The organism is Moorena sp. SIO1G6, assembly GCF_010672795.1.
GTDB classification, from domain to species: domain Bacteria; phylum Cyanobacteriota; class Cyanobacteriia; order Cyanobacteriales; family Coleofasciculaceae; genus Moorena; species Moorena producens.
This window is the reverse complement of sequence record NZ_JAAHFZ010000066.1, coordinates 1-25,017: the sequence shown is the minus strand read 5'-3', so window position 1 is coordinate 25,017 and position 25,017 is coordinate 1. Positions and strand designations below refer to the sequence as shown.

Genomic DNA, 25,017 nt, shown 5'->3' with positions numbered 1-25,017 from the left:
AATCAGCTATAAGCTATAAGCAATCAGCAATCAGCTATAAGCAATCAGCAATCAGCAATCAGCAATCAGCTATAAGCAATCAGCAATCAGCAATCAGCTTTTGAATAAGCGATGCAGCGCGGTCTTGGGGGTTTCCCCCATGAGCGACTGCATCAAGACAACAGGTAAGCATTAGTTTAATCTGAGTTACGTTAGCTGACCACTGACCACTGACCACTGACCGCTGACCACTGACCGCTGACGGCTGACGGCTGACCGCTGACCGCTGAATGCTTACTTGGGACCAAATCCCGAGATGGTAAGATTAGATGATAATCTTCTGCCTGATTACACTGCCTTGGATCTAAAAGAACGTCTAATCACCCACCTCAGCCAGATAGTACGCGATCGCGATCCGTATATGGCATCTGCGGGACATTTCTATGTCCAGGAGTACATCCGCCAGGAATTAGAACAGTGGGGAAGCGTTGAAATTCACAAGTTTCAGGTGTCGGGCAAAACCCATCATAATCTGATTCTGAATCTACCGGGAAAAGAGGCGAGACCGCAACAGTTTGCTCCGATTTTAATTGGCTCTCACTATGATGCGGTACCTGGAAGCCCAGGAGCAGATGATAATGGTACCGGCGTAGCGGTGCTATTGGAATTAGCTAGAGCCTTTGCCAGTCAAGCACCATTACACCCAGTCCGACTAGTAGCATTTGATATGGAAGAGTATGGATTGCTGGGAAGTACTGCCTATGCTGCCTATTTAAAAGAACAACAGCAACCCTTGCGGTTAATGCTGTCTTTGGAAATGTTAGGGTATTGCGATCGCACTCCCAATTCCCAAACCTACCCACCAGGACTAAAATATTTTTACCCCAATCAGGGGGACTTCATTACCTTAGTGGGAAACTTGCCAACAATCCTTGACTTGAGGCATTTAGCTCGCCGTATCCGCCAAGTGGGGATCCCTTGTCAGTGCTTACCAATACCATCACGAGGGATAATCGTTCGTGAGACCAGGCTCAGTGATCACGCTCCATTTTGGGACCAAGGTTATCGAGCTTTGATGGTAACCGATACAGCATTTCTGCGCAATCCCCATTACCATCAACCAAGCGATCGCATTGATACCCTAGATTTAGATTTTCTGACTGGTGTCTGTCGCGGCTTAATCGCTGGTATTGGAAATCTTGTCTAGGGGAATCGGGAGTCGGGAAGTTAGAATTTAGAATTTAGAATTTAGAATTTAGAATTTAGAATTTAGAATTTAGAATTTAGAATTTAGAATTTAGAATTTGGAGTCGGGAATCGGGAGTCGGGAATCGGGAGTCGGGAGTCGGGAAGAAGTCTCGAAAACTACTTCTTCCCGATTCCAACACTATTCTCCTCAGCTAATCCTTCCTGGGGTTTGGGTTTCAAAATGTGTTTCTGATAGCGGTTCTGATCTTAATCAGGTACACAGGATTTTTTTCCTGTTTCCTACTCCCGTTTTGATGCAAAGCGCGAGTGGGGGTTTCCCCCAAGACCGCCCTGCATTGAGATGCACCGAGATCAGATCAGCTGGCCACAGGGCGTTAGATCATGTCAGGATAATTACCCTTAATAAAAATCTCCCCTATCTCCCCTATCTCCCCATCTCCCCATCTCCCCACACCTCCCACCGTCCCCACCCTCTCCTTAATTATGGGTATTCAACCAGACTTGATATTAGTAGGCACTGCCTAGGCTGTTTATTATGGGCCTGAGCCCAGAATGGATATCATGCAAGAGATACACTGTCTGATACTATCAGACAAAAAGTGCATGAAGTTTAAGCTATGGCCATCGCACAAAGTGAACACCCTACCCCACACCTCACCCGGTCACCCCACACCCGGTCACCCCACACCCGGTCACCCCAGGCACTGCCCACCCTAGAGGAACTGGTTGCGATGGATAAGGCTAAACTAGTTTGTTAATGACTGCTATATCGGTGCCTGTTTCACCGTAATCATCGACTAAAACCATTAGGAGCAACTTATGAGCGTTGTCGCTGCCAGAAAATACCCTGATAAACTAGTTTTTGCCTCCGACAGCATTCGGCTGTCAGGATACCTCAAGCAAACTCACCGGGTGACTGGGGATGAGTGGGGCAAGCTATTTGAAATCAATAACATGATTATTGGCGGCGTGGGTTATACCATGGAATTGAGTTTCATGCAAATATTTGCCAGAAACCATTCTCCAGCAGCTCCTACGGTTGAGGCTGTTCTCGATTTTATTGTGGAATTTTATAGTTGGGCAAAGGATAAAGACGATACCTTTGGTCGCAGGAATGAATATTTGTTAGCAGTAGAAAGGGATATTTTTTGTATCAGTGATGGCTATCTTGTGGATAAAATTAATGAATTTGGTGCCATTGGTGCTGGACAAGATTATGCTCTGACCGCAATGTACTTAGATAAAACCCCTGAAGAAGCGGTAGCGATTGCTAATGAGCTTTGCGTATATTGCTCTCCTCCCATTAATGTGATTACTAAGGAAATCAGCGATATTTAACTTGGGTATAGTGCTGAGTACTAAGCTTTTTTGACGGTTGACGGTTGACGGTTGGCTGTAAACCAGACCCTGTAAACCAGACATTAGTACCCAGCACTGAAGACTCAACTTAATCCTGTTTGGATTTAGTAAATTCTATGCCATGTTCTGGACAATACCGTTCCATAAAACGTATGAAACGATCCCACTGCTCTGGAGATTTCATTATGTAAGTTGCTTCTATAGCCATTGGTTCACCATTAACAAATTTGCCCTTAACGTCACTGGTAGAAATCTCACCTTCCTCATCAATCATGTACATTCCGGTGATCTCATTATTAACGTCTTTATTATTAACGTCAGTATTAACGTCTTGTACGAAAGCTTTAGGCTTGTTAAAATAAAAGGTTGCAGTGCCAGTCTGACCAGTTTTGGAGAGAGTCATACGTATATCGGGCACAACTTCTTCTGTGATGCCTCTAGAGAACTGAATTTCTGCCATGCTATAAGTCCAATTAAGAAAATATTAAGAATCTTTACCCCACTATCTTCTCATCCAAGCTGCCCTAAATGGCAAAAAATTTTAACTGATGGCTGAACTGATGCCTGGGTTAACCACCTAGCAATGGCGAAAATAATCCAAATTTAGCCTAAGCAGTGGGAAAATGGGATTACACTGATACCGTTTCGGCAAACCGATTTAAGCAATCACTAGATCATACATGGGTAAACAGCGCGTTCTATCTGGAGTTCAACCAACTGGCAATCTTCACCTGGGTAACTATCTTGGAGCTATCCGCAACTGGGTCGAAGGTCAAAGTCAGTATGATAATCTATTTTGTGTAGTTGATTTACACGCTATTACTGTACCCCATAACCCAGCAACTCTAGCAGAAGATACCTTAAGCATTGCTGCCCTCTACTTAGCCTGCGGGATTGATTTAGAATACTCTACTATCTTCGTACAATCCCATATCCCTGCCCACAGTGAACTAGCTTGGCTGCTCAACTGCATTACCCCTCTCAACTGGCTAGAGCGAATGATCCAGTTCAAGGAAAAAGCGGTAAAACAAGGGGAAAATGTCAGTACTGGCTTACTGGACTACCCAGTATTGATGGCAGCCGATATTTTACTTTATGATGCCGATCAAGTTCCAGTGGGAGAAGACCAGAAGCAACACATTGAACTGACTCGTAATATCGCTATCCGAGTTAATGACAAGTTTGGCAGTCAGGAGAAACTTGTGCTAAAGTTGCCAGAGCCTATGATCCGAAAAGCTGGTGCTCGTGTGATGAGTCTTACTGATGGCAGGCGCAAAATGTCTAAGTCTGATCCATCTGAGTTGAGCAGGATTAACGTGCTTGACTCCCCTGAGGAGATCCAAAAGAAAATCAAGCGCTGTAAAACTGACCCGATTAAAGGCTTATGGTTTGATGATCCAGAACGCCCGGAATGTGAGAATCTACTAACTTTGTATACCCTGCTTTCTGGGAAAACAAAGGAAGAGGTGGCGACAGAATGTCAGGATATGGGTTGGGGCAAATTCAAGCCCTTACTCACAGAAGTAACCATTGAAGCGCTCAAGCCGATTCAACAGAAGTATCACGATGTGAGGTCAGAGCAGGGCTATCTTGAGTCCGTGTTGCGAGAAGGACGACAAAAAGCGGAAGCGATCGCAAACCAGACCTTGTCCAGGGTAAAAACTGCATTAGGGTTCATTGATGTAACCTAATTCCTGGAGATAAGTACATACTATAACCAATGACTAACCCCACTAAGAACTCATTTCGCACTGCCGTTGAGTCCGGTGAATTTTTGATTACTGGAGAAGTGGCACCCCCCAAGGGGGGTAACCCAGCTCACATGGTCAAAATGGCTCAAACCCTCAAGGATAGAGTCCATGCTATCAATATCACTGATGGCTCTAGGGCAGTCATGCGGATGTCGTCTTGGGCAGCCTCAGTGATTTTACGCCAGGAGGGAATTGAACCAATTTGTCAGGTGGCTTGTCGCGATCGCAACCGCATCGCCTTGCAAGCTGACTTGATGGGTATTAATGCTTTAGGTATCGGTAATATTCTCGCCCTAACCGGTGATCCAGTCAAAGCAGGTGATCATCCTGATGCTAAAAGTGTATTTGACTTAGAATCAGTACGCCTATTGCAACTAATTACTAAGCTAAATCAAGGGGTTGATTTCAATGATAAGCCCCTTACTGATCAAGGAACTGATTTATTTACTGGTGCAGCGGTAGACCCCCAGCTAAAGAGTTGGTCAGGCTTACAGCGTCGGTTTGAACGGAAACTGGAGGCCGGAGCACAGTTTTTCCAAAGCCAGCTCATTTGTGATTTTGATCGGCTAGAGAAGTTTATGAATCAGATTGCTGCTGGTAGTAATAAGCCGATTTTAGCAGGGATATTTTTGCTCAAATCCGCTAAAAATGCTAAGTTTATTAATAAAAACGTTCCAGGGGTTGATATCCCTGAGGAAATTATTGATCGGCTAGCAGCAGCAGATAATCAGTTACAAGAAGGGATAAAAATTGCCGCTGAGCAAGTTAAGCTCGCACGGCAACTGTGCCAGGGTGTTCATATGATGGCAGTCCGGCGAGAAGACTTGATTCCCCAGATTTTGGATTTGGCTGGCATTTCGCCATTGCAGAAATCCTCTCCCGTTAATGACTTAGTTTTTAAGTAAGTAAATTTCAGGTCAATTGTTATAGCGCTATGCCCAGGGAACAGGGAACAGGGAACAGGGAATAGGGAATAGGGTAAATATACCTTTTTCTCTCCCCACCCTACCCAAACTTCCCAAACTTCCCACACTCCTCCCTGTTCCCTGTTATCTTTTCTCCTTTTAACTAATACTAAGAATCACCGAACTAACTACAGGGTATAGGGTGAAAAAAGTTTGACTAATGTCTGTGAATGTCTCAATGAGTGAACGCCTCTGGAGGGATTGTAAAACATTGATTAGTTTTGAATCCGAGCTAATGGTCATATCCTGGCGCAATTGTTCCCGGGAAACGGGTGTAGTACTTATCGCTAGATACCTAATCAAGTCTTTTTCTGACTGATCTAAGCGATTCAACTGTGCAATTAAAATTAACCTCATTGGCTCAGGAACAAATACCTCATTCAATCTTAAAAATTGCGAGACACTGCTATTATAAAATTGTTCAATTGTTGTCGCTACTAGATTTAAGGCTAAGGGATTGCCTCGATAACGGGTAATCAAGGTTTCCCATTCTTCTGTATTTCCAAATAACCCGTTATCTACTCAAATTTTCTCAGCTTCTTCTGTAGGTAAACCCTTCAGGGTTAAGGAAGCAGTACTGTTATTTTTTTGCTCCAGTAACTCTAGTTGTAGAAATTTTTCCCAACTGATCAGCAGCAAAGCACTTTGGTGTTTTTCCTGGGCTACTCGTCTAAATAGCTGACCATAATCCTCATAGTTGGCTTGATAGTATCCAGCTATAGCGCCAGGACTTAGAATCTGCTCTGCGTCATCCAGTCCGATCAGACACCGATGCTCTTGTAAACATTTTATCAAGCTAGAAATAAGAGCGTTGATGTCTTCTGGTAAATTGAATGATTGCTGGTGAGATAGGAATTGAATCAGCTCTACTAGCAGTTGTTTCAGGGGTGGAGCATGGCGCAGATTACGCCAAATAATATACTCAAATTCCCCTTGAAGGTTGTTTGCAAGTTTGACAGCAAGAGTGGTTTTACCAATCCCTCCTATACCGAGAATCCCTACTAGTGAGTATTGCTTTTTACTAATCCATTGCTGCAGTTGATTGACTTCATTAGTGCGTCCATAGAAAGCATAAATTTCTGGTGCTTCCCCCCAATCGTGGTGGTACTGAGGCATTTTGTATCCTGCAACTTCTAGCCACTTAGAGACGTCTTTCCAGTTAGTGAGGCTATTTAATTCTCGATTAGTTAGTGCTTCGACATATCGATACAATCCCCTAGTCAGGGCAACAGCGATTGAGTTAGAGCTCCGATGGAGAGTCTCAGCTATTTTTTTTGGGGAGTAGCCACAAAGCAATCCTCTCAAGTACACTTTTTCCACTGATGTAAGTGTGCTTTTATTCTGAGTTTCCCTCTGTTTTTGCTCGCCAATATCTATATATAACTTGTCTAAATCCCAAAGCTTTACTGCTTCTAAAAACAGTTCATCTTCTGGATAAAACGCACCCTGCGCCATTTGCTTGCCTTCCTTGAGATAAAACTTATAAACCCTTACAGACTGAACACTGGATCTAAAGTTTGTATAACGACTAGTACACCGTCTCGGAAATAACTGACTAGTTAAAATCTCCTTGATCTGGCTTGTCTTTGCCCTGTTCTTCCTCTCCGTTAAACTGAGATCATGGAGCATTGTGATTAATCCGTTGGTGGGCAGCAGTGCAAACCCAAGGCTATGGCCAGCTTGGTGAATCGGTTTGCTTCACTGCCCACCCTACATCAAGCTAAGTGGGACAGGGGATGCGGTGCGAATGCGTTCGCGTAGCGTGACCGTAGGTCAATCGCGTTTTCACCAATTGTCTGGTTAACTCAATACCCCACTTTTGTCAATAACTGAGCTGATCAAGGGTTATGTGAGCGAGAGACGCTTTGATTTACCTGTAACCTCTAGCAAGGGAGCATTGAAGCAACAGTGATGGTAGTAGAGATCCGGGTAATGGTCTGGTTTCATCAAAGACAAGCTTTTACTATCTCTAATAAATTTTCTCTGATCTTGCTATCAGTATCAGCGCTAGAATCACTCAGTAAATTTAACAAATTTTCCTTAACTTCCTCTTCTTCTGCTTCCAGCTGTTTTTTCCCTTCTAAGTCTTCTAATTTTTGACGCCATTCTCTACGACTTCCATATGATTCCTTGCTAGCCTGTTTGAGCTTTTCGCTATAATCTTCCTCCGTGTCCAAATCAAAGACAAACATAAAATAAGATATATCTTTTGACATAATCTTATTGGCGATTGCTAAGGCTGATTCATCTGGAGCAACTTGCCAGACCTGTTCAAATACTCTACACAACTCATAAGCCATCGAATTATTACTTTTTTTATAGGCTTCCTGTATTTCCTTGAGTTTTTCACTTTTGCTGACAGTTGTCATGTTTATAACCCCTTCTTCTTATTTTAAGATGAAACTACGTTAGTCCAGCACCGGTGTATTATAAATCATTGGGGGCTATGTGCCCAGGGTGGCGTCCGCACCTTATAATCCCCGTGTAAACCCGATCAGCGCCTGCATCCAGACCTAAGCATACAGCTAGGTTGAAGTCTGGTGATAGGAATGAATCATACTAAATAATACCGTAAGGGCGTCTGATCAAAAGCTTTTAAAAAGCTGATGATCAGACGCCCTTGTTTTTCCCAAGATTTATCCGGGGTAGAGTTCAAGCTTATGGTTAATAATTTCCATTCAAGAGGTCTAAGTTGCTAGGATCAGTAGCCAAATCACTCTCCTCATCTAAGCTGTAAACACGGGCTGTGTTATCATCAAGCAGGTTGCCTTGCTGTAATTCAGTACTATCGGCGGGTTCACCATAGCCATAGACCATGCTACTCCCATGGTCGAATTCCGGTTCTGGATTACCAAGAGTGGGCTCTTGGTAAGAATTGAAACCAGTTCCTGCGGGAATCAGACGCCCAATGATGACATTCTCTTTCAGACCTCTGAGCCAGTCAGATTTCCCTTCGATCGCTGCTTCTGTCAGCACACGAGTAGTTTCTTGGAAGCTGGCAGCAGAGATAAATGAATCGGTATTAAGGGATGCTTTGGTAATTCCCAGTAGTACCGGTGTATATTGAGCTGGCGCACCACCAGTGATGGCCATGGCGTCATTCACTGTCTCAATCTGCCGCAACTCCACGAGTTCTCCTGGTAGCATAGTGGTATCACCACCATCGTCTACCCTCACTTTAGAGGTCATCTGACGAACAATCACCTCAATATGCTTATCAGCAATATCAATTCCTTGAGACTGATACACCGACTGTACTTCATTTACCAAAAATGCTTGTGCTTGTTGCAATCCCTTTAAAGCAGCTTCGTAGACACCTCTTTTTTCGAGACAGTAGTTGAAGAAAATCTCTAAAATTTCATGGGGATTGGCTGGGCCATCGGTGATGGGTTCAGCGGTACCGACTTGCTGACCATCGGAAACAATAGCATTTTGCCCAGGCGAAATCGGGTAATCGGTCACGACTCCGTCTGACTCAATTACCTTGATATCAACGGTTTCGCCTTCTTCATAAATCACCTGGGCTTCTCCAGGACGTCTGGCCAATATACAGGCTTCTTTGGGTTTGCGAGCTTCTAGTAGTTCTTCAATCCTGGGCAAACCTTGGATAATATCCCCTGTCTTAGCCCGTTCAAACACCAGTAGTACCAGGTTATCACCCCGCTGCACCAAATCTGCCTTGTCAATTTGCAAAATTGCCCCCGCAGAAACTCGGTATGGACGAGCCAGTCGCAGGATAACAGAATCATCCGTCACCTGAACCACCTGACCTGATTCTCCAGCGGGTGTCCCTTCCGCTAAGGTGTTGGTACCAACGACCAAATCCCCTACTTTGACTGTGGCAGGAGACGTAATGGGGATTGTGACTCGGTCAGCATCCCTGACCACCAGCACTCGGCGAATGGCTTCTAATCCTTCTTGAATTCCCCGGATTTCACCAGCTTCCTTGCACTGAATTTCTGTTCGAGCAACTACCGCACCTGGAGGAATTTCGTCCCCATAATTTACTAAAATCCGGGTTTTGGTATTACCCCCTAACGGATCTGCATTGGTATCCCGGCGAACCACCAACGACTCCAGGATCACCAGTTGTAATCGCATATCCTCAGAGGCTTCATCCTCAGTACTGACTAACTCAATATCAGCACTCAGCTGGGATGAACTAGAATGGTCACTGCCAGCATCGGGGTTGCTCATTTCCAATACCAACTGGGTGCGGAGTAATTCCACCCCATCCACAGACTTGACCCGTTCTCCATCTTTATAGGGAATGCGTTGGATGGCTCGCAATTGAATCTGGGTTCCTTGGGTCCCTTGGTTGGAATTGTCTTGGGTATTAATGGACGCCTGAGAGGGAACCGCTGGTTCATCTGGTACAGCAAACTCAGTCACTGGCCGCAGCAGCAGTCCCATACCATCAGGTGTGTCAACTGCTTCTCCATAACACAGGTTTTCTACCGTTATCCCTGGCAAATCTTCCGAGCCGGGATAGATCAGGTGACCCTCACTAGTCATGGTCTCTGGTAGGTTCTCCACCAGATGAAATTCCCCAGGCTTAACCACAATTTCCCGGAGGATATCATTTTTTTGGACAACTTCCACTACACCTGACGATTGACAGAAGATATCCTTAACCACTTCTGTGCCTGCTTCCACATATTGACCGTCTTCCACAAGCAGCAGGGAAATATCTTTGTTGACCTCATGGCATTCTTCCGGAATCCAGAGTAAGGTACCGCCTTTGGTAACTTCGTAACCTTGCTTGGCTTTACCCCGTTTAGCCACCTCTACACCAGCATATTTAATAATGCCACCGGTTTTAGTGTAGTATTGGTCATCAATCAGTTCCGCCACCACCTGGTGGTTGAGTACCTTTGTGCCAGGGGTTGCCTTCAGGGAAAAGTGCTGATTATTGGCAGTGTGAATCACATATTGTTCCCGACCCCCCGTGCTTTCCATTCTCACCTGTGATTGATCCAAGCGGACGGAAGCTGTGATAATGTCAATTTCTCTTTTGCCTGGGGTCAGTCGCACCACACCACCATTGAGTGTGACTAATTTGGTTTCCGCCAGTACTGTGCCAATCTCTACAGTATCCCCATTTTTCACCACCGGTTCGGCACCAGGGGGTAGGTTATAGACGTCCCCAGATAAAATCCAGAGCAAACCGCTGCGTTGGGCAATCCGAGTAGTATTACCCTGTCGATCTGTTTTTTCCTCAGGGACTAAGTCGGCAAATAGCACTTCCCCGGCTAAGTCCGATGCCACATCCTTAGCCGCTTTTTCTGTGGAAGGACGGCTTTTACTCAGGGCTACTTCTGCTAACAGATCACCCTTGCTGACTGTTTGCCCATCACTGACTAAGACCAAGGAGCCCGCTGTTAAAGGAAAGGTTTTGGCAGAGCCATTAGTTGGTGCCAAAATCAGATCCCCAGCTAGTTCCACTTGTTGACGCTCGTCACCGTGGCGAGTCCTAACTTGGCGGGTACGTAGGCTTTTGCCAAAGTTTACTACACCCTTAACGGGAGCAGAGAGCTGGCGTGCCACTTCCCCGGTAAACACACCCCCTGTGTGGAAGGTCCGCATAGTCAACTGAGTTCCTGGTTCCCCAATAGACTGGGCAGCAATAATCCCCACCGCTTCGCCCAAATCCACCATGTGCCCATGAGCTAAGCTCCAACCATAGCATCTCTGGCAAACTGACCGCTGGGCTTCACAGGTTAGAGGCGATCGCACCATTACCTCTTTAATACCAGACGATTCAATCTCTTTGGCTAGTTGATCAGATACATCTTGGTTTTGTTTAGCAATTACTTTCCCGGTTTTTGGATGAACCAATTCCTCTGCTACAATTCGACCTAAGAGCTTATCCGCTAGGGAAATTAAAATGCGATCGCCGTCAGTCATGGCTGCGATTTTGATGCCCCGACTGGTGCCACAATCAAGGTCTCGTACAATCACGTCCTGGGAAACATCCACCAGACGACGGGTGAGGTAACCAGAGTCAGCCGTTCTCAGGGCAGTATCCACCAAGCCTTTGCGGGCTCCGTAGGATGAGATAATGTATTCTGTTACCGTTAATCCTTCCCGGAAGTTAGTCTTAATCGGTAGGTCAATAATTTCACCTTGGGGATTAGCCATCAGACCCCGCATACCTACCAATTGCCGCACCTGAGACAAGTTACCCCGTGCTCCGGAAAAAGCCATCATGTACACTGAATTTAGGGGGTTTGTGTCTTTGAAGTTACGGACGACCTCATCTTTGAGAGCCTCAGAGGTGCCGTTCCAGGTATCGATAACTTTTTGAAACCTTTCAACTTCAGTAATTTCACCCCTAGTGAACCGGCCTTCTGTGGCACGAATCATAGCTTCCGCCTCATCTAACATCTGGCGTTTAGCTGGTGGCACTTGCAGGTCATCTACACTGATAGAAACCCCCGCCTGGGTAGCATAGCGAAACCCCAGATCTTTGAGTTTATCGGCCATTTGGGCTGTCCGGGCACTTCCGTATTTGGTATACGCCCAAGAGATCAGCTTTTTTAACCGGCCTTTATCAACAATCCGGTTATAAAAAATCAAGTCTTTTTTAGCTTTTTTATCTGCCATGATGCTTTTGAAGGGGATGAAGAATTAAGAATTAAGAATTAAGAATTAAGAATCAATAATTAAGAATTAAGAATTAAGAATTAAGAATTAAGAATTAAGAATTAAGAATTAATTCTTTAAAATCCTACATTCTACATTCTACATTCTCTTGAATTTCCTAATTCTCAATTCGCGCATTCTCAATTCTAAATGCTTACCTTTTACCTAGCCCCATAGGGCTTCTTGAATAGTTTTGTTGTAGATGATCCGACCTGCGGTGGTGCGGATGTACTGGGAAATAAGTTCACCATCGGCTGTTTCCCTGACTCGCCGGTTTTTGTAGAGTTTGGTCACCATACCATCGGGTGAAGATTCTTCAGAAATCATCTCCGTGTCTTGTTCGTCTGTGTCAACTATGCCGTCATAGCGGACCCAAATATAGGCATGGAGGTGTACTTGCTTTTGTTCGTAGGCTTTGATTGCATCCTCGAGGTTAGCAAAGTAACGACCTGCTCCCTTGGTGGCATTTGGATTTTTTGCGGTTAGATAATAGCATCCCAAGACCATATCTTGACTTGGTGCTATAATCGGGCGACCTGTTGCTGGTGACAGAATATTGTTCGATGCCAGCATTAACAACCTAGCCTCTGATTGGGATTCTAGGGATAGGGGCACATGTACTGCCATCTGGTCGCCATCAAAGTCCGCATTAAAGGCTGGACAGACTAAGGGGTGCAGTTGAATGGCACGACCTTCTACCAAAATGGGTTCAAAGGCTTGAATTCCTAGTCGGTGTAGAGTTGGGGCTCGGTTTAGCATCACCGGGTGACCTGCAATCACTTCTTCGAGTACGTCCCACACAGTGGGATCTCCCCGTTGAATCAATTTTTTAGCTGCTTTGATGTTATTCACCAAACCCTGACGAATCAGGCGGTGAATCACAAAAGGTTGAAACAGCTCAATCGCCATCTCTCTGGGCAAACCACACTGGTGGATATGCAGGTTTGGACCGACTACAATCACTGACCTTCCAGAGTAATCCACCCGTTTTCCTAGCAGGTTTTGCCGGAAGCGACCCTGTTTACCTTCGATAATGTCAGAGAGGGACTTCAGGGGTCGATTGTTTGCCCCTACGACTGTCCGTCCTCGCCTGCCATTGTCAATCAGGGCATCCACAGCTTCCTGAAGCATCCGCTTTTCATTGCGGACAATGATTTCCGGTGCCAGAATTTCCTGCAACCGGGCTAGTCGATTGTTGCGGTTGATGACTCGTCGATAGAGGTCATTCAAGTCAGAGGTAGCAAAGCGACCCCCATCCAGTTGCACCATCGGTCGCAGGTCGGGGGGAATGACAGGGATGACACTCAGCACCATCCAATCTGGCTGAGCCCCGGTGCCAATAAAGTTGTCAATCACTCGCAACCGTTTGATGAGCTTAGCTCGCTTTTGACCTTTAGAAGCCGCAATTTCTTCTCGCAGCTTTTCTGCGATCGCGTCTAAATCCAAATCCTGTAGGAGTCGTTGCAGAGCCTCAGCCCCAATCCCCACGTCTACCCCAGATAGGTCTGAGTCTTCGCTATAGAGCTGCTCCTCAATTTCCAGCCATTGGTCTTCGGTGAGCAGCTGTTTATAGCTGAGGTTTTCCGCATTACCTGGGTTTAGTACTACGTAGGCGTTGAAGTAGACAATCTGTTCTACATCCCGCAGGGGCATATCAAGCAAAATACTGAGGTAGCTAGGAATCCCTTTGAGATACCAGACGTGAGCCACGGGTGCGGCTAGTTTAATGTATCCCATACGGTGACGCCTTACCCGGGACTCGGTCACTTCTACACCACAGCGTTCACAGACAATACCTCGGTGGCGCACCCGCTTGTACTTACCACAATGGCATTCCCAGTCTTTAGCTGGACCAAAGATCCGCTCACAGAACAGCCCATCCATCTCCGGTTTGAGGGTGCGATAGTTAATGGTTTCTGGCTTAGTCACTTCACCGACCATTTGACCGTTGGGAAGAGTCCTTTCTCCCCATTGACGAATTCTCTCAGGAGAGGCAATACCAATTTTTACGTAGTCAAACCGCTGTTCTATTTGGCTTCTCATAATTTTGTCATTTCCCTATTCACAGACACTCATATAGAGCAACCTTTTAGGGTTGCTCTTCTTCCACCAACTCTTCCTGGTTTAGGGATTCATAGGTTGGTGAGCGTGGTGTTCGATGGCGTTCTGAATCGGTCATTAAATCCACTTCCATATCATTACTACTACCGTCTTCTGTGGTTTCGACTTTGTGAACAGCTATGTCGAGTCCTAAGGATTGGAGTTCTCGCATCAGTACCTTAAAGGATTCGGGAGTACCAGGTCGGGGAATGGCTTTTCCTTTCACAATCGCATTGAGAGCTTCGTTGCGGCCTTGCATATCGTCTGATTTAACAGTGAGCAATTCTTGGAGGGTGTAAGATGCTCCAAATGCTTCTAATGCCCAGACTTCCATTTCCCCAAACCGCTGACCACCTTGTTGGGCTTTACCCCCCAAGGGTTGCTGGGTGACTAGGGAGTACGGTCCGGTGGAGCGAGCATGAATTTTATCATCTACCAAGTGGACTAGCTTGAGCATATAGGCTTGCCCCACTGTGACTGGTTGGTCAAAGGCTTCTCCGGTGCGACCATCGTAGACAGTAATTTTTCCGGCATGCTCCGGATTAAATACCCACTCTTTATCAGGTTGCTCACTGGCTTCTTTAAGCTTGTTATGGACAGTGAGGCGGGATGCTTCTGCACCGTACATTTCGTCGAAGGGAGTAAGCTTAAATCTGACATTCAGGTGTTCCCCAGCCCATCCTAATAGACATTCAAATACCTGACCCACATTCATGCGACTGGGTACTCCCAGGGGGTTTAGTACAATATCTACAGGTGTACCATCGGGCAGGTAGGGCATATCTTCGATGGGCAAAATCCGGGAAATAATTCCCTTATTGCCGTGACGACCTGCCATTTTGTCACCAACCTGGATTTTACGCTTCTGAGCCACATATACACGCACTACCATGTTGGCTCCCGGTGGCAGTTCATCCCCTTGCTCTCTGGTAAATACCCGCACATCTACCACACGCCCTTTTTCACCATTGGGGACTCGCAGAGAATTGTCCCGTACATCCCTAGCTTTTTCCCCAAATATAGCTCGCAACAGTTTTTCTTCTGGTGGCTGGTCTGATTCCCCCTTGGGAGTAACTTTCCCCACCAAGATATCCCCAGCTTCTACCCAGGCTCCAATCCGAATGATCCCGGTTTCATCTAACTGACGCAGGGCATCTTCCCCCACATTGGGAATTTCTCGGGTTATTTCTTCCGGACCTAGTTTAGTCTGTCGCGCTTCTATTTCATACTTTTCAACGTGAATACTTGTGTAGACATCATCGTAAACTAGCCGTTCACTAACCAGGATGGCATCTTCGTAGTTATAGCCTTCCCAAGGCATATAAGCGACTAGAATATTTTGTCCGAGGGCGATTTCACCCCCTTCTGTAGCCGAGCCATCTGCCAGTACCTGACCCCCCACAACTTCATCTCCTACATACACCAAGGGTCGTTGATTTAAGCAGGTATCTTGGTTAGAGCGCTGATACTTTTGGAGGGAGTATTCAATAATTGCTGGGGTTTCTTTTGGTTGAACAGGGCTAGGAAATTCTAACTCATTCTCATTGCCCTTTTCCCCTGGCAGGGCTGGCGTATCTGTGGTGGTTGGATAAGGCTGTAACCGAATTGTGTTGGCATCGACATACACCACCTCACCATCACTGGCAGCCACCACGACCATACCTGAGTCCCGAGCCGCCTGGGCTTCCAATCCTGTTCCCACTAAGGGGCGCTCAGGTCGAAGCAATGGCACAGCTTGCCGCTGCATATTTGAGCCCATCAGAGCTCGGTTGGCATCATCATGTTCTAAGAAGGGAATTAGAGAGGTGGCAACAGAGATAATTTGCACTGGTGATACCGCCACATAGTCCACTTGGTCAGGGGTGGTGGTGGTGAATTCTTGTCGATATCGGACTGGTACAGACTCTCCCAGGATGTAACCTTCCTGATCTAAGGCAATATCTCCTGGTGCTACCCTCAGGTCATCTTCTTCATCTGCAGTCATGTACAAGGGCGGTCGGTCTTTTAGGACTCGCCCATTTTCTACTGGGTAAGAAGGAGTTTCAATAAAACCATAATTATTCACCCGAGCGTGGGTTGCCAAGGAGCCAATCAGACCTGCGTTGGGACCTTCTGGAGTTTCAATGGGGCAAATTCTGCCATAGTGAGATGGATGAATATCCCGCACTGCAAAACCTGCCCGTTCGCGAGTTAACCCCCCAGGACCTAGGGCAGACAGACGCCGTTTATGGGTCAATTCAGCTAATGGATTGGTCTGATCCATAAACTGGGAAAGCTGAGAGGACCCAAAAAATTCCTTAATCGCTGCTACTAGGGGTTTGGGGTTTACCAATGAGGCTGGGGTAAGGGTATCGGATTCTGAAACGGTCATCCGTTCCCGAATAATCCGCTCTAGGCGATTTAGTCCCACCCGCACTTGGTTTTGCAGTAGTTCACCAACAGAGCGAACTCGGCGATTTCCTAGGTGGTCAATATCATCTGTGCTACCAATGTCAAATTCCAGGTTGATTAGGTAATCAATTGCCCCGAGTATGTCTTGGGGGGTCAATACCCTTACCGTGTCAGGAATATTCAGCCGTAGTTTTTTATTGATTTTGTAGCGACCGACCCGACCTAGGTCATAACGCTTCTGGTCAAAGAAACGGGATTCCAATAACTGCTGACCACCACTAACAGTGGGAGGTTCCCCAGGACGCAGCTTGCGGTAGAGCTCCAGCAGGGCTTCTTCTTCACTGGGGTTCCCTTCTTTGTCAAGGGTTTTTTGATAGTAGTCTGGGTGGCGCATAGCATCAATAATTTCACTATCACCAAGCCCCAAGGCTTTTAAAAGCACCTGTGCAGACAGTTTACGGGTTTTGTCGATTCGCACCCAAACTAAGTTATTTTTATCGGTTTCAAACTTCAACCAAGCCCCCCGGTTGGGAATCAAGGAGGCTGAGTAGGTACGACGTCCGTTTTTATCAGTTTCAGACTTGTAGTAAACCCCAGGAGAGCGAACAATTTGGTTAACAATGACTCGCTCAGCACCGTTAATGATAAATGTGCCTCGGTCTGTCATCAGAGGCAAATCACCGATGAATACTTCTTGTTCTTTGATCTCGCCGGTTTCTTTATTAATCAGGCGAGTATGAACGTACATTTGTACGGCATAGGTACTGTCTCGCCGCTTAGCTTCATCTACATCATATTTAGGATACTTCAGCCTGTAGTTTTCACCCAAGAAGTGCAGCTCCATTTTGCCAGTGTAGTCGGTAATCGGCGAGAAGCTATTGAGTTCTTCAATTAGCCCCTCTTCCAAGAACCAGCGAAAGCTAGCACGCTGAATTTCAACTAAGTCTGGCAACATATAGGTGGCTGTTGTGTAAGTCTGATTAGTCATGGGGTCTGTTCTTCACTCTTTTTAAGTCAGCGCCGATTTCGATTCCCTTCCCAAGGCAGTACTTGTACTTGAACAGTTCCTTAAAACTTGGGTTCGAGCTAATAGATACTAGATAAATAGATACTAGATCAACTGTTAGAATTGACAGTCCCACAGATAACGTAAACGTGGAATTCTTAAGCTGAACACCACCGGACCTCAGGTAACCCTAATCTAGGTTTTAGATGTTCATAGCTATGGCTTAGAGTGCCTTCTATCTTCCACTTTTTCTCGAAAGCCATCCGTGGGAATTTAAACCATGTCTATTACTAGATTGAAAGAAACTCAGGCATGGATCAGGAAAACAACCAAAACACTATACTGGACTATACTGGACTTGGAGTACTTGCTGCCGGTGCTAGTTGTGGTTTTTACACTTGTCACCGTCGATATGCCCTGTCCTACACATGGCTTGTGCTTAGCTGGAGGCTAAAACCTTTGTAGGGCTTGTCCTTTGGTTAGTCATATTCAGGATAAACAGGGTAGCATCTGTTCTCTTTTTTGTCAACCCTACTTCGGTAAACCTCTCCCAAAAGTACTATTCAAAGAGTCGGATTATTTCCTGTTATTTCCTCTTCTAGGTGTTACCATAGGTGTTCACAGCAAGCCTAGAAGTCGACCCATCATTCTCTTTCTACTGAACCATAGCAGAGTAGGTGAGTTGAGATTATCAAGAACCCACCTTCAGGTTTTCCCCTTTCAGGTCTGGTTGAGATTTACCCAATCCCTATTTGGGCAGCAGTTGCTGTTGAGAGGCTAAGACCAAAAAGCTGACAGGCATTTTGGGTGGTCTGAGCAGCCAACTCTTCTAGAGATATCCCTCGTAATCGGGCAACGCACTCGGCTACATAGCGAACATAGGCTGGTTCATTTCGTTTGCCTCGCTTGGGTACTGGTGCCAGGAACGGACAATCCGTTTCGATGAGTAGGCGATCGCTAGGTACCATGGTGGCTGATTCTTTTACCTGAGTGGCATTTTTAAAGGTCACAATGCCACTGAAGCTAATGTAAAACCCCAAATCCAAAAACCACTGTGTCTGTTGAGGATTACCTCCCCAACAGTGCATCACACCTCTTATTGGCCCGGTACTTTCCCAAAACTCTTGGAGTATGCCCCTCATTGCAGCAGCAGCGTCACGGCAGTGGATAATGACTGGCAAGCCAAGTTGGTGGGCAATCCCTAGTTGGGCTTTTAACACTTCTATTTGGTATTGTTGGTTCTTTGCTTTATAGAAATCCAAACCCGTTTCTCCGATAGCTACGACCCTAGCATCAGAGCGCCCTAGGGTCAAAATCTGATTTTCCGTTTCGGAAGTCCATTTTTCCGTATCTAAGGGGTGCAAGCCTACCGCGAAGGAGAGTTCGGGAAATCGCTCGGCTAGAGCTTGGATGCCTGTAAACTCAGACGGTTCTACGCAAGAGTGAACTAGACGAACCACACCAGCTTCAAGCCATCGGTGCCTTAATTGCTCTAACTCCGACTCAAAGACATCGAAGTTGATATGGACGTGGGTATCAATCAACTGCATCAATACAGTTTTTAATCTATTTATCTATTTTTAGTTTAATTAACAGCGGTTTTTGCTGAATTACTAATTGCAGCACTTAGCTAAGGTCAGCTGAGTCAGGCAATCTCATCATACAGCAGGTGATTCGGTCACAGTAGCGTTAAGTTGAGCCTCTATAGCTTTGAGCTTTTTGGCAAGACTTGCTTTTTTCCGAGCGCCATTATTGCGATGGAGCACCTTACGCTTGACAGCCTTGTCAATTTTGCTGTATGCTTCTGACATTCGACGTTTGACTTGTTCCAAGGCTTCCGGACTTGGTTGGCGTTCGTACTCTTCTAAGGCAGCACAATAGTTCTTCGTCAGGGTTTTCACCGCTGATTTGTAGGCTTTGTTCCGAATTCGGTTCCGTTCGGCGATTTTTATGCGTTTGAGGGCAGACTTGTTATTAGCCACAGCAGTCTTTACTTAACTTAATTTAGTTTGGGAGTTACCTCCCATAGAAAGTGGTATGATACCAGAAGTAACATCATACCATATATCATAATAAACTAGTATCAACACCCATAGCGTAACCCAAGCATCATCGTGTTTAAGCTATATTCTTAAAGTAAGTCCAGGAAAAATAGACACCTTTGATCAGGAGAAGTGTATAAACCTGGTCTAGGACGAGCAACACTAGCGTGATGGGCACTCCGACTCCATGCTGCGAATCATAACTGAGCAGGCTGAGGCACAAACTGAACTGCGGCGTATCCGCGATCGCACGGCTTCTGACCAAATGCTGAACAAAGAGGCAACTGTAAGGGAAGTTTTACAGGCAGTGAAGCGTAAAGGAGACGTAGCGCTCCTGCACTACACTGAGGAATTTGATCAGCTGAGATTGAGTCGAGAACAACTGCGAGTCAGCGGTTCGGAACTAGATGCGGCTTACCAACAGGTCTCCAAGGAATTACTTGATGCGATTCAATTAGCTGCTGGACAAATTGAGGCATTTCATCGACAACGAATTCCCAAATCCTGGGTGCAATTTGGTGAAGATGATGTGGTTTTAGGCAAGCGCTACACTCCTGTAGATAAGGCTGGACTATATGTTCCTGGCGGTAGGGCGTCCTATCCCAGTACTGTGTTAATGAATGCCATCCCAGCCAAGGTAGCTCAGGTTGACCAAATTGTAATGGTTACCCCACCAAGACCTGATCAAAGCATTAATCCGGCTGTGCTTGTGGCTGCTCAGGAAGCCGGGATTCATGAGATTTACCGGGTAGGTGGTGCCCAAGCAATTGCCGCCTTAGCCTTTGGAACCGAAACCATTCCCAACGTGGATGTGATTAGCGGTCCGGGGAACATTTACGTAACCCTGGCCAAGAAACTGGTTTACGGTATTGTAGGGATTGACTCCCTGGCTGGTCCTTCTGAGGTATTAATTATTGCGGATGAGGAAGCTAATCCAGTTCATGTGGCTGTCGATCTATTGGCTCAGGCAGAACATGACCCAATGGCAGCAGCGATTCTCCTGACCACTGATCCTCAATTAGCCAAACAAGTGCAGGGACAAGTGCAACAGCAACTAAAAGACCATCCACGACGCCTGTTGACAGAAAAAGCGATCGCTCACTATGGTCTAATCGTTGTTGTTGATTCTTTAGAAGCGGCAGCACAACTGTCTGATCAGTTTGCTCCAGAACACTTAGAACTAGAAATTACCCAACCTTGGGACTTACTAGACTATATCCACCACGCTGGGGCAATTTTCCTGGGTAACTCAACCCCTGAAGCAGTAGGTGATTACTTGGCTGGACCCAATCACACCCTACCAACTTCAGGTGCTGCTCGTTATGCTTCTGCCCTAGGTGTGGAAACCTTTATGAAGCACTCCAGTTTGATTCAGTATTCAGACCGAGCCCTCCATAAAGTGGCTGGTGCTATCGAGACTCTTGCTGAAGCAGAAGGTCTACCATCTCACGCTGAATCTGTGCGCTTACGAACTCAGCTTGATGCTGGGGGGTCAAAGGCAGTAGAACAATAATAGAAAAATAATCTAGTTAATGCTCTGCCGGTAGTCAGGTAGTTACTCATTCCCCAGAATGAAGAATTAAGAATTAATTCTTCATTCTGTATTCTTACTCTTTAGCACGGAAAATCCCAAAAACTGAGGTGAAGCCGTGCAAAAACGTACTACTGCCTACTGGACCAATTTCCCCGTTACAGAAGAAGCCAGCCAGCTGAATATCCTTGATGTAACGGTGGAATAGTTGGGAATCAAAATTAGGTTTACCGTAAAGTCCTTCTCCTCGCCCCAGACAGGAAAACATCAAAGCACCAGCAGCTTGAGTGGTGTTAGTTTGCTTTTGATAGTCCTCAAGAAGGAGTGCCAAGTCTTCCTCTGAAGTCTGAGCATCTCTGAGGTGGAACTGAATACGTTGACCGGGTCGAATCCGATCAGCAATAGCGATCGCACCAATCCTCGGATCCACACCTAACAGATTGCGGATCAGAAAGTCTCCCTGACCCAGCTGTTGTTTAAACTCATCTCGGGCAACTCCCACAAAGAGTGAATGTTGTGCCAGCTTACGGTCTGCCTCATCCATACTTTGGATTAACTCGCGCAACACCATTAATGGGGGATGGGATGCTGGCTCACCGCTGGTGATCTTGCCTTGATCGAGGGCTGTCAATTCCAGCAGGATATTCTGGTCTGCTTTAGCCACCTGATAGGTTTCACCGATAGGACGACAGCCTTGAGCCACAATGGTTTCTAATACAACATTGCCGCTTAGAGCAACCCCCACAGTTCCTTCATGGTAGAGAGACTTTGCCAGTTGGGTCTGGTCTTTCAGGCAAAACAAGCCATTCTTAACCATCATAGAGCCACCACTAGCCTGTCCTCCTACCTTGGCTGAGCCTGGATAAGCATAATCCAACCCTTGGAGCAAATCATTAATTTTAGATGACAAGGGATCAGAGAATAAAATAAACTGGGGTTGCTCTTGGGGGGAAATGCCAATCAAGTCCACCCAAGCATCAGGAGGACTATCCAAATCTGGCAAGGCGTCTCCAGGGATATGAAAGCTATGGACACTAACATCAGGCAAACAGGCTAGGCTGAGGCTTAGGGCTGGTCCTTCCTCAACTTCCACAGCCTGACCATTGGTGTTCATCCCAATGATGCCACTCCCACCACAACCAATCAGCACAGGTAAAGACAATCGTTCCTGGAGCAGGGGGATGAGGCGAGGATACTCACTGGCATAGGCAGATGAGATGAACACCAGACCCAAATCTGCTCTTGAAGGCAAAGACTTCTCAAGGCAGTCTGCCACTTCGGCAACTGCCGCTTCTAATGATGCACGGGTTGATAGAGCATTTGCCCACTTGATCACTTTAGCCATCTATTCTACCTAATTCACTCCCGATACCATTGCCTATTGAGGGGATTGGCCACTCCTTAAGGTTTTATAATAACGGTGAACTACCACAGACTTCCACTAAGCCTTACCTGATACTGAGAAGAGGATTGGTTGTGGTAGACTAAACTTAATATAACTTAATCTAAATTACTAGTTATCAAAAAGCTAGCGTTAACGGGGTTATAAACTGTTTTTCTTAAGGCGCGCTTTCCAATGGCCGGGTTTCCCGGCCATTGGAAAGCGCCTCAAAAAATCTGTCTATATCTGCATAACTATGAATAGTTATTGCCATATTAGCCATCCGCTCTACTGCAATTTAAGAGTAACAATTCGTAATATAGTGGGTAAATCAGACAGGCTCCCTTAAATTCCCAGTTCCTCTAACTCGAAGTCCTTCCTCAAGTCAGCCATGGCAAGAAGGATAAGGGCTCAAGGTGAATTCCACCCCAACCACACTACCAAGTTAGCTATGTCAATATCTGTCGATTAAAGGGGGAATTTGACACTCCCCGGTCATTAGACGCGGGGATTCGTTAAGAATCCGTAATCGAATCTTACCGGCGTAGTCAATGCGCCCCTACTGAGTTCCACTTGGTCCAAGCCTTGGGTTCCCGCTACTTTTTTTTGTTGGTTATGCTTTCTAGGTACTACCACGCTTGCCAGTGCGGTACGCTCTGCTTAAAGTTACCGTAAGAATAAAGAAGCCTTAATAACAAAGATTTAACCCTTCTATGCATAGCCGACTAACCATAAAGGCTTCTTTATTCTAAGGTTTCGTCAAAGATCTGCAATTATTTACCCGTTCACAAGAGGTGCGACCCGAAGGTGCGACCCAAGGGCGATTTACTCGCCCTTGGGTCGCACCTTGAGCGAATTTAATTCGCCGAACGCGCCCCGCGTCTCCTACGGAGAACGGAAAGCGCACCTGAGGATTAACGCAATGCAATCAAAGAGGGTCGGCATTTCTGAGGTACTAGAATCGCTTCATCACGTAGGCGTTTACCATTACTCACTTCACCATTGTAGTTTTCATGACGGCAGTTAAAACTGCCGCGTCGCGTTTCCTCCCGGAGACGAAACCTTAGAATAGGGTTTGAAGTCTCCGTAAGGATAGGGTCGCCTTATTACAAGAGACTTAACCCTATTTTGCATGACCTACAAACTATAAAGGCGACCCTATCCTAAGGATTCGTCTCTGGCCAAAATCGGCAAAGTTTTAACCCTTTTACCCATAGCCGACTAACCATAAAGGCCAGAGACGAAACCTTAGACAGTGGAGCCTTATAACAATAGACATCTCCAAAAATTAACCTCAAACCCTTGCACTGCCTGGGTCAAAACCGAGTTTCTGGAGATGTCTAATAGCCTTAACCCTTTTACCCATAGCCTGCCGACCATAAAGGCTCCACTGTCTTACGGTAACTTCAAACCCTATTCTGGCGGTAACTTCTGACCCGGATTGAAATCACGGGGCTACCACGCTCCCGCGTTCTTTCCGTGTCAAGAGTTCTAGAAGTGGTGTAAGCTACCAGGGGGTAAGGGGAAATTGGGAAAATCTTAAAAAATAAAGAACAAATTTGTGTTAAAGCAGGTCTTTTGCTTTAACCTAAGAAGTTAAAGTAGCTAAGTAAAGTAGCTAATCAAAGTAGCGCTCTTAGTTAATTCCCTGGTAATTTCTGGTTAATCCGGGATTTCCTAGCTAAGATGCAGGTAATGGACACTAGTCCGATCGTTGTAATGGCCACGACACCTACGAATGACCGCCAGTTCGTAGCCCTGTCCCTAGTAGTTAAGATGAGGGAAACATGTGCTGCTAGCCCAACCAGCCTTTACAACATTGCCGTTCCCGGAAGCGGGACAAACTCCGGCAAACCTTACCCCTGATAGGAGTTGCACAAAACCTAAGCAACTAGGTCGTCTTTTCAACGAAATTACTAGTTATTAAGCCTCCTATCGTTAAGTATTTTGCTAAGCGCGGTTGGTTACTACTACCAATCCTATCAGCAAAATAAAAATAGACATCATTAAGTTATAAAAGCGAAAGACAGATGAGCGAATTACAAGAGAAAATAGACCAAGAGCGTGAACAAGCTAGAGCCGTTTGTGATGCTGAGGGGGCGTCTTCAGCCGAATGTGCAGTAGCTTGGGATAACGTAGAAGAACTACAAGCAGAGGCTTCCCATCAGCGGCAAAATGCCAAGCCCAAAAACTCCCTTGAAGAGTACTGTGATGATAATCCTGACGCAGCTGAGTGCCGGGTATATGAAGACTAGACTCTAGGATTGTTCTGCCAAATACTCTGAATAAGGGTAGCAGGAGTAAATCCCCGATTAGGATTTGCTCCTGCTACCCTTTTTGGTGGCGTTATAGCGCTACGCGCAAGTCCGCAAGTCCGCAAGTCCGCAAGTCCGCAAGTAAGCGATTACTTACGTTTCGGAGTTTAGGAATGTCAAACATCTGAATGCGTAGTGCTATACTGGCCTGATGCTTTCCTTGGCTTTGTTTCTAGATTTCCAGTATGGCCATTGGTGAAATAACATAGATCAAGGCTCAGTACAGGACAAAAGTTGCAAAAAGTGCCAGGGAGAGGGTTTGATGGAAATTACCACAAAGACCACAAACCCTCATGGAACAGATTAACCAACTTCGAGCCAAATTGCGACCCCACCTGGGCTG

The 25,017-nt window shown here is 46.0% G+C and carries 16 protein-coding genes; 7 read left to right on the top strand and 9 right to left on the bottom strand.

The annotated features are described in order from the left end of the window. The first annotated feature begins 337 nt into the window (after positions 1–337). From F6K63_RS31755 to F6K63_RS31745, 3 genes are all read left to right on the top strand, one after another. Positions 338–1,186, top strand: coding sequence for a M20/M25/M40 family metallo-hydrolase (locus tag F6K63_RS31755; protein WP_071107897.1), 849 nt, complete (start codon positions 338–340; stop codon positions 1,184–1,186). Between the two features lie 619 nt (positions 1,187–1,805). Beyond that, positions 1,806–1,946, top strand: a complete 141-nt coding sequence (locus F6K63_RS31750; protein WP_154659818.1) for a hypothetical protein — start codon at positions 1,806–1,808, stop codon at positions 1,944–1,946. 61 nt (positions 1,947–2,007) lie between these two features. Further along, entirely contained in the window at positions 2,008–2,526 is a 519-nt protein-coding gene (locus F6K63_RS31745; RefSeq protein WP_070393935.1) for a hypothetical protein, read from the top strand. Between the two features lie 109 nt (positions 2,527–2,635). On the opposite strand, the gene psb28 is transcribed toward F6K63_RS31745, so the two are convergent. Continuing rightward, complete coding sequence (gene psb28 / locus F6K63_RS31740) at positions 2,636–3,007, bottom strand: photosystem II reaction center protein Psb28 (RefSeq protein ID WP_071105237.1); 372 nt, start codon at positions 3,005–3,007, stop codon at positions 2,636–2,638. Positions 3,008–3,227: 220 nt separating this feature from the next. On the opposite strand from psb28, the gene trpS reads away from it, so the two are divergent. Together trpS and F6K63_RS31730 are read left to right on the top strand one after the other, a co-directional pair. Further along, a complete protein-coding gene (gene trpS / locus F6K63_RS31735; RefSeq protein WP_287314255.1) occupies positions 3,228–4,238 on the top strand; it encodes a tryptophan--tRNA ligase in 1,011 nt (336 codons plus the stop codon). A gap of 29 nt (positions 4,239–4,267) precedes the next feature. Further along, positions 4,268–5,203 (top strand): methylenetetrahydrofolate reductase, encoded by a 936-nt coding sequence (locus tag F6K63_RS31730; RefSeq protein ID WP_287314253.1) that lies wholly within the window; start codon positions 4,268–4,270, stop codon positions 5,201–5,203. A gap of 582 nt (positions 5,204–5,785) precedes the next feature. Here the strand turns inward: F6K63_RS31730 and F6K63_RS31725 are convergent. The 7 genes from F6K63_RS31725 to rpsT all read right to left on the bottom strand — a co-directional run bounded on the left by F6K63_RS31725 (position 5,786) and on the right by rpsT (position 19,387). Continuing rightward, positions 5,786–6,718: an NB-ARC domain-containing protein gene (locus F6K63_RS31725; protein ID WP_287314251.1), complete on the bottom strand. Its 933-nt coding sequence runs from the start codon at positions 6,716–6,718 to the stop codon at positions 5,786–5,788. 491 nt (positions 6,719–7,209) lie between these two features. Continuing rightward, entirely contained in the window at positions 7,210–7,632 is a 423-nt protein-coding gene (locus F6K63_RS31720) for a hypothetical protein (RefSeq protein ID WP_008185298.1), read from the bottom strand. A 295-nt stretch (positions 7,633–7,927) separates the two neighbouring features. Beyond that, complete coding sequence (locus F6K63_RS31715; protein WP_008185299.1) at positions 7,928–11,869, bottom strand: DNA-directed RNA polymerase subunit beta'; 3,942 nt, start codon at positions 11,867–11,869, stop codon at positions 7,928–7,930. Positions 11,870–12,073: 204 nt separating this feature from the next. Beyond that, entirely contained in the window at positions 12,074–13,951 is a 1,878-nt protein-coding gene (locus F6K63_RS31710) for a DNA-directed RNA polymerase subunit gamma (RefSeq protein WP_008185301.1), read from the bottom strand. Between the two features lie 46 nt (positions 13,952–13,997). Next, on the bottom strand, positions 13,998–17,387 hold the full coding sequence (rpoB, locus tag F6K63_RS31705) for a DNA-directed RNA polymerase subunit beta (RefSeq protein ID WP_008185303.1): 3,390 nt from the start codon (positions 17,385–17,387) through the stop codon (positions 13,998–14,000). A 755-nt stretch (positions 17,388–18,142) separates the two neighbouring features. Further along, complete coding sequence (locus tag F6K63_RS31700) at positions 18,143–18,955, bottom strand: TatD family hydrolase (RefSeq protein ID WP_008185306.1); 813 nt, start codon at positions 18,953–18,955, stop codon at positions 18,143–18,145. A 108-nt stretch (positions 18,956–19,063) separates the two neighbouring features. Further along, complete coding sequence (gene rpsT / locus F6K63_RS31695; protein WP_008185308.1) at positions 19,064–19,387, bottom strand: 30S ribosomal protein S20; 324 nt, start codon at positions 19,385–19,387, stop codon at positions 19,064–19,066. A 247-nt stretch (positions 19,388–19,634) separates the two neighbouring features. Between rpsT and hisD the strand changes: the two genes are divergently transcribed. Continuing rightward, on the top strand, positions 19,635–20,960 hold the full coding sequence (gene hisD / locus F6K63_RS31690) for a histidinol dehydrogenase (RefSeq protein WP_008185310.1): 1,326 nt from the start codon (positions 19,635–19,637) through the stop codon (positions 20,958–20,960). A 94-nt stretch (positions 20,961–21,054) separates the two neighbouring features. Here hisD and F6K63_RS31685 read toward each other — a convergent pair whose 3' ends face one another. Continuing rightward, positions 21,055–22,323, bottom strand: coding sequence for an FIST signal transduction protein (locus tag F6K63_RS31685; RefSeq protein WP_008185313.1), 1,269 nt, complete (start codon positions 22,321–22,323; stop codon positions 21,055–21,057). A gap of 2,066 nt (positions 22,324–24,389) precedes the next feature. Between F6K63_RS31685 and F6K63_RS31680 the strand changes: the two genes are divergently transcribed. Continuing rightward, a complete protein-coding gene (locus tag F6K63_RS31680) occupies positions 24,390–24,614 on the top strand; it encodes a Calvin cycle protein CP12 (protein WP_287252498.1) in 225 nt (74 codons plus the stop codon). Positions 24,615–25,017: the final 403 nt, after the last annotated feature.